The 15,310-nt window shown below is 52.4% G+C and carries 13 protein-coding genes; 4 read left to right on the top strand and 9 right to left on the bottom strand.

All coding sequences use genetic code 11. The annotated features are described in order from the left end of the window. Positions 1–346 precede the first annotated feature (346 nt). The 4 genes from ACVBDQ_RS11915 to ACVBDQ_RS11900 all read right to left on the bottom strand — a co-directional run bounded on the left by ACVBDQ_RS11915 (position 347) and on the right by ACVBDQ_RS11900 (position 6,563). Complete coding sequence (locus tag ACVBDQ_RS11915; protein ID WP_328091429.1) at positions 347–3,103, bottom strand: hypothetical protein; 2,757 nt, start codon at positions 3,101–3,103, stop codon at positions 347–349. Positions 3,104–3,475: 372 nt separating this feature from the next. Next, entirely contained in the window at positions 3,476–4,255 is a 780-nt protein-coding gene (locus ACVBDQ_RS11910; protein ID WP_015375897.1) for a hypothetical protein, read from the bottom strand. A 288-nt stretch (positions 4,256–4,543) separates the two neighbouring features. Continuing rightward, entirely contained in the window at positions 4,544–5,899 is a 1,356-nt protein-coding gene (locus ACVBDQ_RS11905; protein WP_328091428.1) for a C40 family peptidase, read from the bottom strand. A gap of 154 nt (positions 5,900–6,053) precedes the next feature. Continuing rightward, positions 6,054–6,563 (bottom strand): hypothetical protein, encoded by a 510-nt coding sequence (locus ACVBDQ_RS11900; protein ID WP_020754055.1) that lies wholly within the window; start codon positions 6,561–6,563, stop codon positions 6,054–6,056. Positions 6,564–6,771: 208 nt separating this feature from the next. Between ACVBDQ_RS11900 and ACVBDQ_RS11895 the strand changes: the two genes are divergently transcribed. Next, positions 6,772–7,179 (top strand): helix-turn-helix domain-containing protein, encoded by a 408-nt coding sequence (locus ACVBDQ_RS11895; protein WP_301100115.1) that lies wholly within the window; start codon positions 6,772–6,774, stop codon positions 7,177–7,179. Between the two features lie 120 nt (positions 7,180–7,299). Here the strand turns inward: ACVBDQ_RS11895 and ssb are convergent, their stop codons facing one another. After that, entirely contained in the window at positions 7,300–7,659 is a 360-nt protein-coding gene (gene ssb, locus ACVBDQ_RS11890; RefSeq protein WP_011232661.1) for a single-stranded DNA-binding protein, read from the bottom strand. A gap of 269 nt (positions 7,660–7,928) precedes the next feature. Here ssb and ACVBDQ_RS11885 point away from each other — a divergent pair, with 269 nt between their 5' ends. Beyond that, the gene (locus ACVBDQ_RS11885) at positions 7,929–8,369 is read left to right on the top strand and encodes a YwpF-like family protein (RefSeq protein WP_013146485.1); all 441 of its coding nucleotides are present in this window, start codon (positions 7,929–7,931) and stop codon (positions 8,367–8,369) included. A gap of 56 nt (positions 8,370–8,425) precedes the next feature. On the opposite strand, the gene ACVBDQ_RS11880 is transcribed toward ACVBDQ_RS11885, so the two are convergent. The 4 genes from ACVBDQ_RS11880 to ACVBDQ_RS11865 all read right to left on the bottom strand — a co-directional run bounded on the left by ACVBDQ_RS11880 (position 8,426) and on the right by ACVBDQ_RS11865 (position 12,426). After that, positions 8,426–9,055, bottom strand: a complete 630-nt coding sequence (locus ACVBDQ_RS11880; RefSeq protein ID WP_131874205.1) for a class D sortase — start codon at positions 9,053–9,055, stop codon at positions 8,426–8,428. 6 nt (positions 9,056–9,061) lie between these two features. Further along, on the bottom strand, positions 9,062–9,961 hold the full coding sequence (locus ACVBDQ_RS11875; RefSeq protein ID WP_328091427.1) for a processed acidic surface protein: 900 nt from the start codon (positions 9,959–9,961) through the stop codon (positions 9,062–9,064). Positions 9,962–10,341: 380 nt separating this feature from the next. Beyond that, on the bottom strand, positions 10,342–11,718 hold the full coding sequence (locus ACVBDQ_RS11870) for an aspartate kinase (protein ID WP_042379307.1): 1,377 nt from the start codon (positions 11,716–11,718) through the stop codon (positions 10,342–10,344). 273 nt (positions 11,719–11,991) lie between these two features. After that, positions 11,992–12,426, bottom strand: a complete 435-nt coding sequence (locus ACVBDQ_RS11865; protein ID WP_025039145.1) for a DUF1284 domain-containing protein — start codon at positions 12,424–12,426, stop codon at positions 11,992–11,994. 393 nt (positions 12,427–12,819) lie between these two features. Between ACVBDQ_RS11865 and ACVBDQ_RS11860 the strand changes: the two genes are divergently transcribed. Together ACVBDQ_RS11860 and adh are read left to right on the top strand one after the other, a co-directional pair. Then, positions 12,820–13,407, top strand: coding sequence for a hypothetical protein (locus ACVBDQ_RS11860; RefSeq protein WP_014196843.1), 588 nt, complete (start codon positions 12,820–12,822; stop codon positions 13,405–13,407). Between the two features lie 214 nt (positions 13,408–13,621). Beyond that, positions 13,622–15,142 (top strand): aldehyde dehydrogenase, encoded by a 1,521-nt coding sequence (gene adh, locus ACVBDQ_RS11855; RefSeq protein WP_021322697.1) that lies wholly within the window; start codon positions 13,622–13,624, stop codon positions 15,140–15,142. Positions 15,143–15,310 lie beyond the last annotated feature (168 nt).

The raw sequence follows: 15,310 nt of genomic DNA, 5'->3' as shown, positions 1-15,310 counted from the left end.
AGATCAAGCTGATGAAACGTCGGGGATACGGATACAGAAATATCCAGCGTTTTGCATTGCGGGTTCGGCTAGAAACAGCTAACATACTTTCATGACAGGTGCAAGTACAACTTTTGGTGATGAACCATTCGTTAAATCGTTGTTGTCAACAGAGGAACCTCAGGTCGAGTGTTTGCCTCCAGCTTCCTTCAGATTCCACCTCGCGATGAATCCCTTGCCTTCAGCTAACGGCAGGCGCTCGCTGGCCCCCGTTCGGGACTTTTACCCTATAGCGTCGTACCCATGCCGGGCGTACAAGAAAAGGTGTCCCGTTGTTTTTGGGACACCTTTTAGAGCAAAAAGAATATTATTTCGACAATGTTACAGAAACATCGCCTTTAACTTTCACACCGTTCACATCTGTAATATCTCCATCACCATTGCTAAGGGTCTTAACCGTTACTGTAGATGCAGAGGTTACCGCAGACCAGTTAGATGTTCCTGGAGTGATAGTAATAACCAAATCTTTTCCAGATACAGATACAGTTGCTCCAGCATCTCCTGCTGTAAATACACTAGTACCGTTAGAAATTTGAATGTTATCTAAGATGTCAGCAACATTATCAAATGTTGCACTAATATTTTCATTGAAAGTAAGTTTTAGAACGTTATTTGCAATTAATGTTGCGCTTTGTAACGTAGCTGGTGTGTTATCTTTTACTTTTACAATTCCAGATGTAGCAACAACTGTTTTACCAGCTGAAGTTTGAACATTTTTAACAGCCAGTACAGCATTTGCCGGTGTAGTAGCTGAACCAATGTTGACTGAGTTGTCTGGCAATACGATAACTACCGTTCTGTTCGGAGCTCCATTTTTGAAATAGATATCGGTTCCGCTTGGTAAAACGGCTCCATCCAATGTGTAATTAGCAGGATTTAATGCTGTAGCAGCAGTTACATCTTGATTAAATGTTACTTCAAAAACGTTAGGAACTGGAGTACCAGAAACTACTTGGTTAGCAATAGTAGCTGTCAAATCTGCCGTAGCCGCATCTTTAGTTACAGATGTAGTAATCACATCGTTTTTATTAGTATGAACGTCTTGAACAGCACCTACATCCAAACGAACTGAATAAGTGCCAGCGACTAATTGGCCACTAGACAAATCAGCATTGTTAAGCGTAATTACTAATACTTTTTCATCACCGTTAGACGAACCTTTCTTAGCTGCTGTTACTGGTTGGCTTAATGCCACACCATCTTTACGTACAGTGATCTTGCTAGCATCTACAGATCCAATTTCCTCATCTAAAGTTACTTCAATAGTTCCGTTTGTTGTTCCAACTTTCGCGGATACAAATTTAGGACCAGTAACATCTTTAGTCATTGTAACACTTTGAGTTGTAGCAGCAAGCTTTTTGCCGAATACATCTGTAATTACGTTATCAGCAAATACTAACGTTACAGTTTTTGATGCCGTGTTGCCATAGAAGTAGTTAGGTGCAACATATGAACCGCTGAATGTTACAATAACAGTTTTTTTAGCAGTATCAGTTGTATCAAGAGCAGCTGTTACATCGTTTGCACCTACTGTTCTGCCGTCGATAATCACACTCAGAGCACCATCAATAACAGTATTGTCGCTCGCAATAGATTTATTGAATACTACTTTCAATTTATTAGAGCTAATTTGCGTAATAGATGTTACTTGCAGTGCAGAAGCGTCATTTGTAATAGTAACTGAGCCAGTGAATGGTGTTAACAAATTTCCTGCTGCATCTTGTGCACCTGCTACATAAACCTCAGCGGAAGACCCAGCTGCTACAAATGATGGCTTAGCAAAAGTAATCTTTTTGGCGTCTCCACTTAAGGTTATATCTGTAGCAACGATAGGTTGACCGTTAACACGAACCACCTCAGGTTTAGCAACTAACGGCTCTGAGAAAGTAACCTCGATGTTGCCTGTAACTGTATTAAAAGTAACACCTGTTACAGATGGAGCAACTGTATCTTTCGCAGTAAATGTACCTGCGTAAGCAGTTAAAGTTTTTCCATCAGTAGATTTTACTGAATCAGCAATAGTTAACGTATAGTTTCCATCAAAGTAAGTTCCACCTGCTGCTGTTAGTGTCAAAGTTTTTCCGTCTTCGCTTAACAATCCTTTAACACTCGTTACGTTTTTGTTAGGATTGTTACTATCGGTTACTGTACGGCTAACAGTAATAGCTGTTGTTACTGTACCATTAGCAGGATCAGCAATAACTGTTGACTTATCAATAGCTTTATTAAACTTAACAACTAATTCTTTAGAGTTAATCGCACTTACACTCTCAACCTTCGGCGTCAACGCCGCTTCATACGCCGCATTGGCGTCTTGTGCTGCTTTTTGCAGTTCAGCTTTGAACGCATCGGTTACTTTCGATACATATTGGTTGACTTGGTCAAGCGCGGCTTTCGCTTTGTCCAAGTTGCCGGCTTTGACAGCGTCTTGCGCTTCACGCGCTTTCATGGCAACGGTGATGTCGTAGATCAAGCTGTCGCGCAGTTTTTGCGCTTCGGCTTTGAATTGCGAGCGAAGCAGTTCGCGCGTCGATTGGCCGTAGACGCGGTCGAGAATGACCGTGCGCGTTTTGAGCTCGTACGAAATTTTGTGGTAGAGCTCTTCTGCCTTTTTCAAGTCTTTTGCTTCGACAGCTTTCGCCAGATCTTGACGCAGACCGTCAAGCTTGACTGCGTAGTTGTAAGCGTCGATGTACGTAGCCACGCGCGCTTCGCCCGATTTCGGATTGGCTTTGAATACATACGTTTCGTATGTAGCTTGCAAGTCAGCCAAATACGCGTCTTTTTTCGCGCCGCCGGCTTTGTTCACGACAGCAACCGCGTTTGCATACGCTTGTTTCGCTTTGTTGTAGGCGGCATATACGTCGCTGATGTTCGGGAGTTTGCCCGTTTCCGTTACCGTGTGGCTGTACGTATAGTACGCTTGCTTCATTTGCGCTTTCGCTTGGCTGACGACCGTCGCAACGTCCGTGGCTGCTTGGGAAGCATGCGGGTTGGCTGCGACGAAAGCGCTCGCTGCTACAGCGCTGGCTGTGGCGAGTTTGACTGCTTTCTTTTTGTCCATAAAGCCCAAAATCCCCCTTCGTTTTTATGAAACTTTAAGACAATGATCCTAAACGGCTGCCGTTTAGTAGATTCATTGCCTAAAAGGTGCTAACATGAACCAAGATCATCCTGTGTGTCCAGATGATAGACTTATTAGCAAGGCTATCATCCAGTGCTAGCACTTTCACATCATTCCTTAATGTTCTACGTCTCCTATAATAATACATTTTTCTTCTAAATTCTAGCCCTAAATACAACTTTTTTAGAGAATATGCCATTGAAATTATTTCCATCGATGACGACATTGATATGAATATGCCTGTAACAGAAATTTAGAACAATATTTTGGCAGTTTGATGGTTTTGGTTGGCAAACATTTTGTGCAAAAACATCAATCGTTTTTCTTCACCGTGACGTCCATCGGTTGGCCAAGCGTCATTTTGACGACGTCATAGCGGTCATTCAGGTACAAATCGAGAAAGCGGAACTGTCCTGCGAATTGTTCCGGGCTGTTCGTGATGGAAAATTGCAGCTGCATGGCGTAATCGCCGCTGTTGGCGAGCTGTTCGGCGATTTTTTCGATCTCTTCCTTCGGCACGTTGTACGCTTTCAAGTAAGAGATCGAGTCGGCGATCGCTTCGGCATTGTCGTTGAAATAAATGGAGAGTGTCACCGCGGCGCCGTCGATGCGGCCTTCAAGCGGCAATGACATATTTTGGCCGTATAAATACCAGCCGAACAGACGATTTCCTTTTTGCCGCTCAATGACGAACGGGACGGATTCATTTCCTGCCTGAAGAATGTATTGCCCTTTCAATGAGCGGGCGACAAGGGCGAGAAGTTCGTCTTTGGTGAACGGCACGTATTGGATGGCATCCCCTTGTTTGGCATACAGTCCGCCGCCGAGGCTGTAATAGACGGCGCCGCCTGCCCGTTTTTGGCTGTAGGCGCGATACTCGCGCCCTTGTTTCGCCGTCATGGCGGACTGCCATGCTGCTCCGTTCAAGCGGTATAGGGGCGTGTCGCGCAAAATGACGACTTTGCCGATCATGCCTTGTTTCCATTGGACTTGCCCCCATTGGACGGCGGCGTCAACCGTTTGCCCATTTCCTCCGAGGGCGATGGCGGCGGCGAGGCAGATGGCGGCTGCCATTTGGAATGCATGTTTCATCTTCGTTTTCCTCCTCATTTTGGTCATCGGTGTCGTTCTATATATATAGATGCAATTTGAAGCTTTACCATTTGCAGCTTTTAGCGGGCGTTTGATCGACTGTCGGGCGACCGAACAACGCCGCTTCACAGACACATATATGAGTCTGTGAAGCAGGCGGTTGTTCGGTCCTCCGTCACGCCAAGGCGTGACGGAGAAGCCTGTGGCTTGCCTGCGACAGTCGAAAAGGGATAAACCGCTTTTCCGTCAAGGATATGGTAAACTTCTTCGTTGCATCTATATAGCATGCTAAAAGAACCGCTTCGCCCCCAAGTACCGCTGTTTCCAATACGGTTGGTCGAGGCGGCTCGTCGTCACGCCGGTCGAAGCGCCGCTATGGATGAACTGGCCGTTGCCGATATAGATGCCGGCGTGCGACGGGCTATTCGTGGTCGTGGCGAAAAAGACGATGTCGCCGACTTCCGGGGCGGAAACCGATGCGCCTGCATTCCACATCAAGGCGACGGTGCGCGGCACGGCGATGCCTTGTTGCTGGAAAAGGTAAAAAATGAACCCGCTGCAGTCAAATCCCTCTTCCGGCGCATCGCCGCCCCAAACGTATGGGGTTCCGAGCAGCTCAGCCGCATCGGCGACGAGTTCGATGACGTCCAGCTTCGCCGCAGGGGCTTGTCCGATCAGGCGCTCGTATGTTTCGCCGTCCACAACGCCGGTTGCGGGGAGTTGGGCCGCTTGTTGAAAACGGCGGACGGCATCGGCGGTGGCGGTTCCGTAGTAGCCGGTGATGTCCGTCCAGAAGTAGCCGAGCTCTTTGAGCTTCGTCTGAATGCGCTTGACGTCGTCGCCGAGCGCGCCGATTGAGAGGCGAACCGCTTGACGCTCGCGTTCGATCGGTGCAGGGGAGGTCGTTTTCGCTTTTACTGCGCTCGCGAGGCGGGCAACGGTTTGGTTGTCGACCGCGCCGGTCACTGGCAGGCCGTTGTCGCGTTGAAAGCGGCGGACCGCGTCGGCGGTCAGCACCCCATAGTAGCCGGTGATGTCCGAATAGGTAAAGTAGCCGAGTTGTTTAAGCTGCTGCTGCAGCTTGCGGACGTCGTCGCCGCGATCACCGATTGTCAACACGTCAGACGACTCCACTGGCTGGCTTGTTGCTTTTTGCTTCAGCCGTTCAAGCGTCCCACGATCCGCCCGGCCGGTGGCGGGAAGCCCGTTCGCCCGTTGAAACTGCTTCACCGCATCGGCGGTCACCGCGCCATAGTAGCCGGTGATTTGCGGATAGCGGAAATAGCCGAGCTGCTTCAGCCAGCGCTGCAAATCGCGGACGGCCGCGCCGCGGGAACCGATGGCGAGCGTGTCGTTTGACGCAGGCGCGCTTTTGAGCTTCGCGTAGGTGGCGTCATCGACGATGCCGGTCGTCGGCAGGTTCATCGCCCGTTGGAACGCCTTGACCGCTTCTTCGGTGATGGCGCCAAAGTAGCCGGTCGCTTTTGGGTATGTAAAAAAGCCTTGTTCCTTTAAACGCTGCTGGATTTGTGCAATCTCGGGGGAACTCATGCCTTTTTTCCATTCCGCCGCCTGGCTGTCATCCGGGGCAAGAAAAAAGGACGAAACCATGGCAGCGGCAAAGAAGGCGTGATTCGGTTTCACGGACGCGTCCTCTCCCTTCGCCGCCCCTTTCGTTTGTTGTCGTCTTGTCCTGAGTGGATGTTCAAGATGAGGCGCGGCAATGTTCTATATTTTCAGTATATCGTATGAAAGCCATGAAAGGAAATGCTTTTTTCCATTGGGAGAAGAAAGAAGATCATGAACCGGAATGGGGTGTTCCCCGTTTCGGACGCGACAGATTGGCGAACAAGTGCGACACACGCCGATCATCGACAAGGTAAATCGACTGCAGCACTTCATAAATGAGCTGTTTTTCCATCGCCAGCCATTCGTCAACGCGGATCGGGATGTATTTTTGCTTCGGTTCGTTCCACTCGTAGAGGGCGACGGTAAACTTTTTTTGGCGAAGGTCGAGCTTGACGATGAACATGTACAACTGGCTCGTGCATTTAAACACAAAATAGAGCTGAGCTTCGGACGAGCACGTGATCGTGCGAAACAGCGCCTCGCCTTCCGATGCAAAACGCATCCGTCCACCTTCGTTTTTCAGCGAGCGCAGCGAATCGGTGAAACTGGCCGGGGCGATCGTTTTCAGCCGAACGGAAAACGGATTTTTCATTTCCTTAATATAGATATGGTACAGTTTTTGCGTATGCTTCTGCCCGTTTCGTTCACAAATGACAAAATCGGCAAGATAGATGTTCACCTTGACCCCCTCTTTTTGCTTATAAATTTCCCATTTTTAACTAATTGTACTATGTGCTTCCTGGGCAAAAAAGAGGCCGAACGACAGAATAATCGACAAATATGTTCTAATTTGGAAACGAAGAAATAAATGGTCCAAAAAGGAACAACCATTACCTCCGCGCTTTTCTATCTTTAAAGAGTAATGATGAAAAGCGTGGTGACAAACGATGACAAACCTTGGGGAAACGCTCAAACGATTGCGAAAAGAACGGCGCTGGACACAGGAAGAGCTGGCCGAGCAGCTGAACGTGTCGCGTTCGCAAATCAGCAAATGGGAAAACGGCAGCTTGCTTCCAGATGTGCAGTCGCTTGAGAAGCTATGCCAGCTGTTTGATGTCAGCGCCGATTTTTTGCTTGGCGGCGAAACGCGCCAACGCGAGCTGTTGCGCGAAGTGACAGACATATACGGAACGGCGGACGTGCACGAAACGGTGCTCGCGGCGTTGGACTACTTGCTTCATAACCAAGAGATGAGCGAAGCGGTGTACACGCTCGCGAAGCTGCCGGATAAAAAGCGAAAACATGTCGAAACGATGATCGTGACGATCGTAAAAGAGTGCTCCGAGCTCATGTAGCTCCCCTCATGCTGAAAAAAAGCGCTAACAACGACGTGCTAGCGCCATCCGTTGGGGAGTGTTTGGGGACACGTTCTTTCTCTTGGGGATTCGCTTTGAAAGGCATGTATGGGGAAACGACTATACGTGCTCCGGCCATTCTGGTTTCTTTCCGGAGTGGAGAAATTGGACGGACTCCGCGACGACTTCGGTGACATAGACGCGTTGACCGTCTTTTTTATCGTAGCGGCGCGTTTGGATTCTCCCCGTCACCGCCACCATCGATCCTTTTCGGCAATAATTGGCGGTATGTTCCGCTGTTTTCCGCCATAAAACGCATGGAACGAAATCGGCGTCAATCCCCCCTTCCGCGTTGCGGAAATTTCTCGCCACCGCCAGTGTGACAGTCGCGACGGCAGCCCCTTCGGCCGTGTAGCGAAGCTCGGGATCTTTCGTCAACCGGCCGACCAACACGACTTGGTTGATCATGTGTTGGCGCATCCCCCCTTTCCTCCACCGCACCTTTATGATAACGAATCTCGTTTTGGGTCGTAAAATCACGATTTTTGCATTTTTTGGCGCACTCTATGGATACAATTCAGCGAAAAAGGCGAAATCTTCGTCGACAATGGCGGGGCAAAATGGCGTTTTTGCCATCCGACGGAAAATATGCAGATCGTTTTTCAGCAGGAGGGGCGGCATCCCGTTTTTCTTCCCTCGTCCGCCTGTGCTATAATCTTGGATAAGACAACAGTAACGAGGTGGACGAGATGAAAACGTTCAAGCTTGTCGGGCTCTCGGTCATCGACGACGACATGCACCGCCAAGACATCCCGTTTATTGACGGGTTGATCATCAACAAAGAAGACGGGCAAAACCGCTGGCTCGTGGAGGCGTATTTGGATGACGACTATGAGCCAATGTTTGTGAGCTTGCAGCGGCGTCCAGAGTTTCAACTGCAAGTGACGATCACCCACACGAGCAACGACCCGGCCAACATGCTCGTCGCCGTCCGTTCGATCACGAAAATGAACGGCCACATTAGCGTCTTGATGGAAGGGCTGATGATCCCGCGGCGCACCCATTTGGCGGAAGTCGTGCTGGCCGGCCTTGTCAAGAAAGGGCTGCAAGGCGAGGCGCTGCTTCAAGAGTTTCGCCAGCAAATGCATGAGCGAATCGATGCCAAGGCGCCGCAGGAACGGAAAAGGTAAAAGGCTGGAGAGCGCACTTTCCAGCCTTTTTGTTTGCCTTCCTGCAGGCAAGTGGATCATCCTCTTGGAAACGCCAGGGCATCAACCCGAACCGGGCGGGCGGTGACGATGCAGCGCTTCGGAGCGCGGCCGATGAGGCGAAACGGGTAGCACGTTGTCACCGTCAGCGTTGGGCGCGCTTTCTCGACCAAAACGGTCCGGTCGTCGTCATCGACGATGCGGATGTTGACGATGCGGTAATGGATGGCGGCGCGATCCGTCCGAATGATAAGCGCATCGCCGATCTCAAGCTCGCCAAAGCGGCGGAACACAGTATCGCGGTGCCCGGATAGCACGACATGCCCTCGTCCCCCCGGCCAATCGCTCGCTGGATAATGGCCGACACCTCGGCGCAATTCTTGTTCACGGACGCCTTCATACACGGGAATCGCCGCCCCGAGCTTTGGGATGGCGAGTTCACCAAGATAGACGCCAAGCGGTGCGTCTTTTTGCGCCGAACGTTCCGCTGGAAGGCTTGCGGCCGGCGGTGAGGAAGGCGCAGGAGCATCCCGCTTGACCGCCATCCAGCCGACGGTGTACCAATAGCCGTTCCAACCGGCCATCGCCGCCCCGATGACGATCGCCGCCAGCGCCGCCCATTGGGCGGCCCGGCGCCCCCACGAAAACTGCGCAGGCTTGCCGTTCACATTCCTTCACCCTTTCAGCCGCCCGACCCGCCGGTAAAGAAGGAACCCGGCGGAAGCGAGCATCAGTCCGGCCAGCGTATAGGTCAAATACGGCGACGCCGTCTCCGGCAGTTTTTCCCCATACATCTTTCCTTTCATCTCTACAGCGAGCAGCCCCGCGTCAATGCCTTTCTCCCCCGCGCGGACGATGTAGCCCGATGTCAACATCTCCCGCGTTATGGCGATATCGGCGACCTCCTCGCCTTGGCGGTTGTACAATCGAATGCGGATCGGCTCCGCTCCGGCCGCCTTTATGTCCGGCTCGTCCGCCTCAAGTTTAAGCAAGCGAAGCCCCTCTTCCCACATCGCCCGCAGTTTGCGGCGCTCTGTTTCCGTCCACGGCCCTTCCATCTCCGCAAACGGACGCAGCCGTTCACGAAGCGCCGCCAGCCGCCCAGCTAACTGCGGGTCGTCAAGCGAGGCAATATGGCGGGTGAGGGCGCGCACTTCTTGTTCCGTCATCCCGAGCGCCCCAAGCAAGTCGTTGATTTGCTGCATGGCGGCGTTGTGCTGCGAGTAAAAACGGATGGCCCGGTCCAAGTCTTCGACAAATGTGTAGTCTTGCACCGTTTCGCCAAACTGGCCAAGCAGCGCCTCGAGCTCCTCAATCGTCAGCCCGTGCCGGCGCAGAACGGCATGAAGCCGCTCGTCAGTGATGGGCGTGCCGAGCCATTGTTTCATCTCATCCATGGTGCGAAAATCGGCGGCTGTCAAGCCGTATTGATCCAAATAAGCCAACAGGTCGCTCACTGTCCAGCCGACGCTCTCAGCGTACTGCTCAAGCTCGCTTCGGCTGATGGCCGCCGCCCCAGCCGGAAACGAAGCGAAAACGGCGACAAGCACAGCCATTCCTAGCCATTGCCGCATTCGTTCTTCCTCCCTTCCGCTTTCTTTGACGTACATTGGTAGTATTTTCCGAACATGCCGCTCTTATGTACGCCAACCAGCGAAAAAAGAAGAAAGCTTGGCCTAGAGCGCTTGAACGTTCTCCCACCTACGCAAACGCTTAGAGATGGGAGATTCTCGGGGACACCTGCCATAAGGCAGACTGCCAGCCAGACCATTCCCGTCTGTCCCTGTGACTTGGCTGTTCCAACGAAGTCCTTCTTTCAAGATATTTTGAGCGGCGTTGGGGGACATCCATGATGGAAGACGCTGATTCATTCCCCCCTTCGGCTGATCGCGTGAAAGCGGGGGCTTCTCGGTACATAAGAACAGGCGCCCGAGTTTCGGACGCCTGTTTCGCGTTAGGAAAGGGGGCTTACGGTTGCCTGTTGGAAGTAGGCGTTGTACAAGGCGCGAACCGCCTCGTTGACGACTTCTTCTTTGACGCCGAACATCATGCTCACTTCGGACGAACCTTGGTTGATCATCTCCAAGTTGATGTTGGCGTTGGCGAGCGCAGTCGTGGCTTTCGCCGCCATCCCGATCGTTTTTTCCATCCCTTCGCCGACGACCATAATGAGCGCCAAGCCGTACTCAATCGTCACCTCATCGACGGCAAGCTCCTCGCGGATGCGGGCGAGGATGCGCTCATCTTTTCCATCCACGAGTTGATCTGCCCGCAAAATGATCGACATGTTGTCGATGCCGGACGGCGTATGTTCGTAGGAGATGCCTTCGTCTTCTAAAATTTGCAGCACACGCCGGCCAAAGCCAATCTCACGGTTCATTAAGTATTTGCTGATGTTGATGCTGCAAAAGCCAGTGTCGCTCGCAATGCCGGCGACTGGTTCGTCGATATGATTGCGCTTGGCGACGATCCACGTGCCTGGAGCGGCCGGGTTGTTTGTGTTTTTTACGCAAACGGGGATGCCGGCGCGATAGACCGGCTCAAGCGCCTCGTCATGAAAGACGGAAAATCCGGAATACGACAGCTCACGCATCTCGCGGTACGTGATTTCTTTCAACTTGCGGGCATCAGCGACGATCGACGGATTGACGCAATAAATCGAGTCGACGTCGGTAAAGTTTTCGTACACGTCCGCTTTGACGCCCGCGGCGACGATCGAGCCCGTGATATCCGACCCGCCGCGCGGGAACGTGACGATATGGCCCGACCGAGAATAGCCGAAAAATCCCGGGATGACCAAAACGCCGCGACGTTCGCGCAGCTGCTTCAGTTTGTCGTACGACTCCGGCAGCACTTGGGCGTTGCCCGGCTCATCGGTGACGATAATGCCGGCTTCAAGTGGGCTGACGTAGCTCGCCTCAAGCCCGCAATCTTGCAGATAGAGCGCCATGAGCCTTGCGTTATGGTCTTCGCCGCTCGCTTTAATGGCGTCAAACAACCGAGGCGGCTCGCTTCGATAGGCGCTGATTTTCGACTGCAAGTCATCGACAAGCTCGGCCAAAAAGCCGTCGGCTTCCAGCCCCAGCTCATTGGCAATGTCAGCATACCGCTTCACGATCGCTTCCATTGTTTCCTCATGCGGCTCGCCAGCCACAACTTGTTCGGCCAGCTGGATGAGCATATCGGTCACTTTCACATCGTCCTTGTACCGTTTCCCCGGCGCCGACACGACGACGATGCGGCGCTCGATATCCGAGCTGACGATGTCGGCCACTTTACGGAATTGTGCAGCGCTCGCCACCGAACTTCCACCGAATTTAGCTACTTTCATCGTTCATGACCCTTTCTGTCGAAAGTCTCTATAATTGTTTATCATATCACATTTTTCCGCCCATGGAACTATTCATTTTTTAGAAATTTCCGCGAACGTCCCAAAACGCCGCCATCGCCGGCCATGACTCTCTTCAAAACAGATGGCGCCGTGCTTCGTCAATGGAAAGACGGTGCTGCAACAGCCCCCCGCCTTGACAAACGGATGATGGTTCAGCACAGCGCCGTTTTTCCATCGTTCCTCCTTGATTTTTCCGAAAACGGCCGCTCTGCCTCACGTTTGCGCCACATTGCCGCGGCGGACGTTGGCGATCCCTTCTTTGCAGACGCCGTACGGCAGCCACGAGCAGTTGCGGCATAACTCGTCCAAATCATCCGGCTTGACCCGTTCCGCCGTCCGCCGGATCAGTTCAGACTTCCAATACACATTGCCCGGCTCCAAGCCTAAATGGCGAATGACGTTTCCGTCAAGCGAACGGACGTGGGCATCGGAATTCGGGCCGGCTTCACACGTTGTCTCCCCATGATGCGGGCAGGCGAGGCACGCCTCATCGAGCGCCGCGACGACTTCAATCGGGAAATCGTCGTGTTCATCGCGAATGCGGGCTACGATCTCCCACATTTTTTCCACGAACGACGGGCTGTAGCCCATGCCGCGAAACCCGTGTACACAAAGCAAATGATGACCGCGCAAACGAACCGGTTTCATCTTCTCTCCCCTCCCTTTCTTTCCTTTGGCGGGTATTGGTCAAGGGCGAATCTGGCTCTGAGAATGCCCTACGATTCCCAACGGGATGGCTCGTGTGGAGTTTTCATAGAACTTTTGACGCTGCCTTCTTTCCTCTCTTCAGACATATGCCGCCCGGCCCAATCGTTTCTATCGTTTTTGACTCCATCATACGTCAACTCTTTTCATTGAGCAACTGGCACCTCGATAACCAGCAGCGGACAGCTAAGCGACATCCCTTTCAGACCTATGCATCGTCTATGAAACGGTGGGCTCCCGGCCTTCGCCCAAACCGCCGTTTTCCTCGGTCAATTCGGAAAAATAACGGATCTGCTTTATACAGACAGCCGTCATGATACAATGAGAAAGGGAACGATGTTGCTGGGAAAGGACTGGCTGATCATGACGAAAGAAGAATTGGCACGCTCGCTTTCCGTCTTGCTTCATGAGCTGACGAAATCATGGCGGAAAGAAAAAATTCATTCCGATGTGCTCGAAATCATTATGAAACTGCGCATTCAAACCGATGACGACGACCAATACGTTGCCGATCTGCTCGGCAACATCGCGTTTGCGAGCGAATCGGCTCATGCGCTCAAGCAAATTTGGGGCTATATGCTGCGCGAGCAAACCTTTCTATCGCCACAGACGATCGAGGCGATGCTCACTGACGCCCAGCGCAAGATCCAGCGCCGGCTGTCAGAGATGACGGCCCGCTATGAGCGTCCGTTTTTGTCCATCGATGACCCGCTCGAGCGGAAACGCCAGCTTGAGCGCTCCTACGGTGCGCTTCTTTTGTTCAACCGGATCGCCACCGACTTTTTGCTTGAGTTCGTCCGCGAAGAAAACGAAACGGCAGCGAGCGTCTTTTTCGCCGCCGACCCGAACGAGGCGATCGAAGTGTTCCATCATCTTTGCAGCGTCTACGCGAGCCGCTGGCTGGAAGGCCTGGAAGTCGATTGATGGACAAACCGTCGATTCAAGTCCTTGAAGCCAACCAAAGGTGCCCCAAAAGCGGCGGGGCGCCTTTTCTCATCACCATCTATACTGCCGCATTGGCATTTTCGATTTGACAGTATTGTCCAGCCATGATATTGTATTCATTGGAAAGAATTTTTATAATATTCTTTCGTTTGTAAGCGAATACAAAAAAACTCAAATGAAGGAGGAATCGGGGATGATCTACGCACAACCAGGCCAGCCAGGCGCGCTTGTCACATTTAAAAAGCGCTACGAAAACTTCATTGGCGGCAAATGGGTGCCGCCGGTCGACGGCGAGTATTTCGAAAATATCACGCCAATCACCGGACAGCCGTATTGCGAAGTGCCGCGCTCAAAAGCGGCGGACATCGAACTGGCGCTTGACGCCGCCCATGCGGCAAAAGACGCATGGGGACGCACGTCTCCAGCGGAGCGCGCCCGTTTGTTGAACAAAATCGCCGACCGGATGGAAGAAAACTTGGAAATGCTCGCCGTTGCGGAAACATGGGAAAACGGCAAGCCGATCCGCGAAACGTTGGCGGCTGACATCCCGCTTGCCATCGACCATTTCCGCTACTTCGCCAGCTGCATTCGCGCGCAAGAAGGCACGATTTCGGAAATCGATCACGACACGGTCGCCTATCATTTCAAAGAACCGCTCGGCGTCGTCGGGCAAATCATCCCGTGGAACTTCCCGATTTTAATGGCGGCCTGGAAACTCGCGCCAGCGCTCGCGGCCGGCAACTGCGTCGTCTTGAAACCGGCGGAGCAAACGCCGACGTCGATCCTCGTTCTCATCGAACTCATCGAGGATTTGCTTCCACCTGGCGTCGTCAACATCGTCAACGGCTTTGGCTTAGAAGCCGGCAAGCCGCTCGCCTCGAACCCGCGCGTGGCGAAAGTGGCGTTCACCGGTGAAACGACGACCGGACGGCTCATCATGCAGTACGCCTCGCAAAACATCGTGCCGGTTACGCTTGAGCTTGGCGGCAAGTCCCCGAACATTTTCTTCGCTGATGTGATGGACAAAGACGACGAGTTTCTCGATAAAGCGCTCGAAGGCTTTACGATGTTCGCCTTAAACCAAGGCGAAGTGTGCACATGCCCGTCGCGCGCCCTCATCCATGAGTCGATTTACGACGCCTTTATGGAACGGGCGCTTGAGCGCGTCAAGCAAATCAAGCAAGGCAATCCGCTCGATACGGAAACGATGATCGGCGCCCAAGCCTCCTCCGAACAGCTCGAGAAAATTTTGTCATACATCGACATCGGCAAACAGGAAGGCGCTGAGCTCTTGATCGGCGGCGAGCGGAACATGCTCGAAGGAGAACTCGCCGGCGGCTATTACGTCAAGCCGACCGTTTTCAAAGGGCATAACAAAATGCGCATTTTCCAAGAAGAAATTTTCGGCCCAGTGCTCGCGGTCACAACGTTTAAAGATCACGACGAAGCGCTTTCAATCGCCAATGAAACGCTGTACGGCCTTGGCGCCGGCGTCTGGACGCGCGACATCAACACCGCGTACCGCTTCGGCCGCGGCATCCAAGCCGGCCGCGTCTGGACGAACTGCTATCACGTCTATCCGGCCCACGCGGCGTTTGGCGGCTACAAAATGTCCGGCATCGGCCGCGAAACGCACAAAATGATGCTCGACCATTACCAACAAACGAAAAACTTGCTCGTCAGCTATTCGCCGAAAAAACTTGGCTTGTTCTAACATTGGCCCACCTGCTCTTCCACGGCAAAAGGCAGCGCCGACGCGCTGCCTTTTGCCCACTGTTGCATCCGTCACCGCCAAAACCACGCAAACTCCTTTTGATGATGGAATGGAAAACGACGCAACAACCGTTCCATTCGACGAATCCAGCAAAGCTGCTCTAGGAGC

This window comes from Geobacillus sp. CCR (assembly GCF_052906625.1).
Note: the sequence above shows the minus strand (reverse complement) of the source record. Positions and strands in the feature narration are given on the sequence as shown.

Excerpts from the sequence above, each read along its gene's own strand:
- ACVBDQ_RS11915 (WP_328091429.1), bottom strand. The coding sequence starts at position 3,103 with ATGGACAAAAAGAAAGCAGTCAAACTCGCCACAGCCAGCGCTGTAGCA.
- ACVBDQ_RS11910 (WP_015375897.1), bottom strand. The coding sequence starts at position 4,255 with ATGAAACATGCATTCCAAATGGCAGCCGCCATCTGCCTCGCCGCCGCC.
- ACVBDQ_RS11895 (WP_301100115.1), top strand. The coding sequence starts at position 6,772 with ATGACAAACCTTGGGGAAACGCTCAAACGATTGCGAAAAGAACGGCGC.
- ssb (WP_011232661.1), bottom strand. The coding sequence starts at position 7,659 with ATGCGCCAACACATGATCAACCAAGTCGTGTTGGTCGGCCGGTTGACG.
- ACVBDQ_RS11885 (WP_013146485.1), top strand. The coding sequence starts at position 7,929 with ATGAAAACGTTCAAGCTTGTCGGGCTCTCGGTCATCGACGACGACATG.
- ACVBDQ_RS11875 (WP_328091427.1), bottom strand. The coding sequence starts at position 9,961 with ATGCGGCAATGGCTAGGAATGGCTGTGCTTGTCGCCGTTTTCGCTTCG.
- ACVBDQ_RS11870 (WP_042379307.1), bottom strand. The coding sequence starts at position 11,718 with ATGAAAGTAGCTAAATTCGGTGGAAGTTCGGTGGCGAGCGCTGCACAA.
- ACVBDQ_RS11865 (WP_025039145.1), bottom strand. The coding sequence starts at position 12,426 with ATGAAACCGGTTCGTTTGCGCGGTCATCATTTGCTTTGTGTACACGGG.
- ACVBDQ_RS11860 (WP_014196843.1), top strand. The coding sequence starts at position 12,820 with ATGTTGCTGGGAAAGGACTGGCTGATCATGACGAAAGAAGAATTGGCA.
- adh (WP_021322697.1), top strand. The coding sequence starts at position 13,622 with ATGATCTACGCACAACCAGGCCAGCCAGGCGCGCTTGTCACATTTAAA.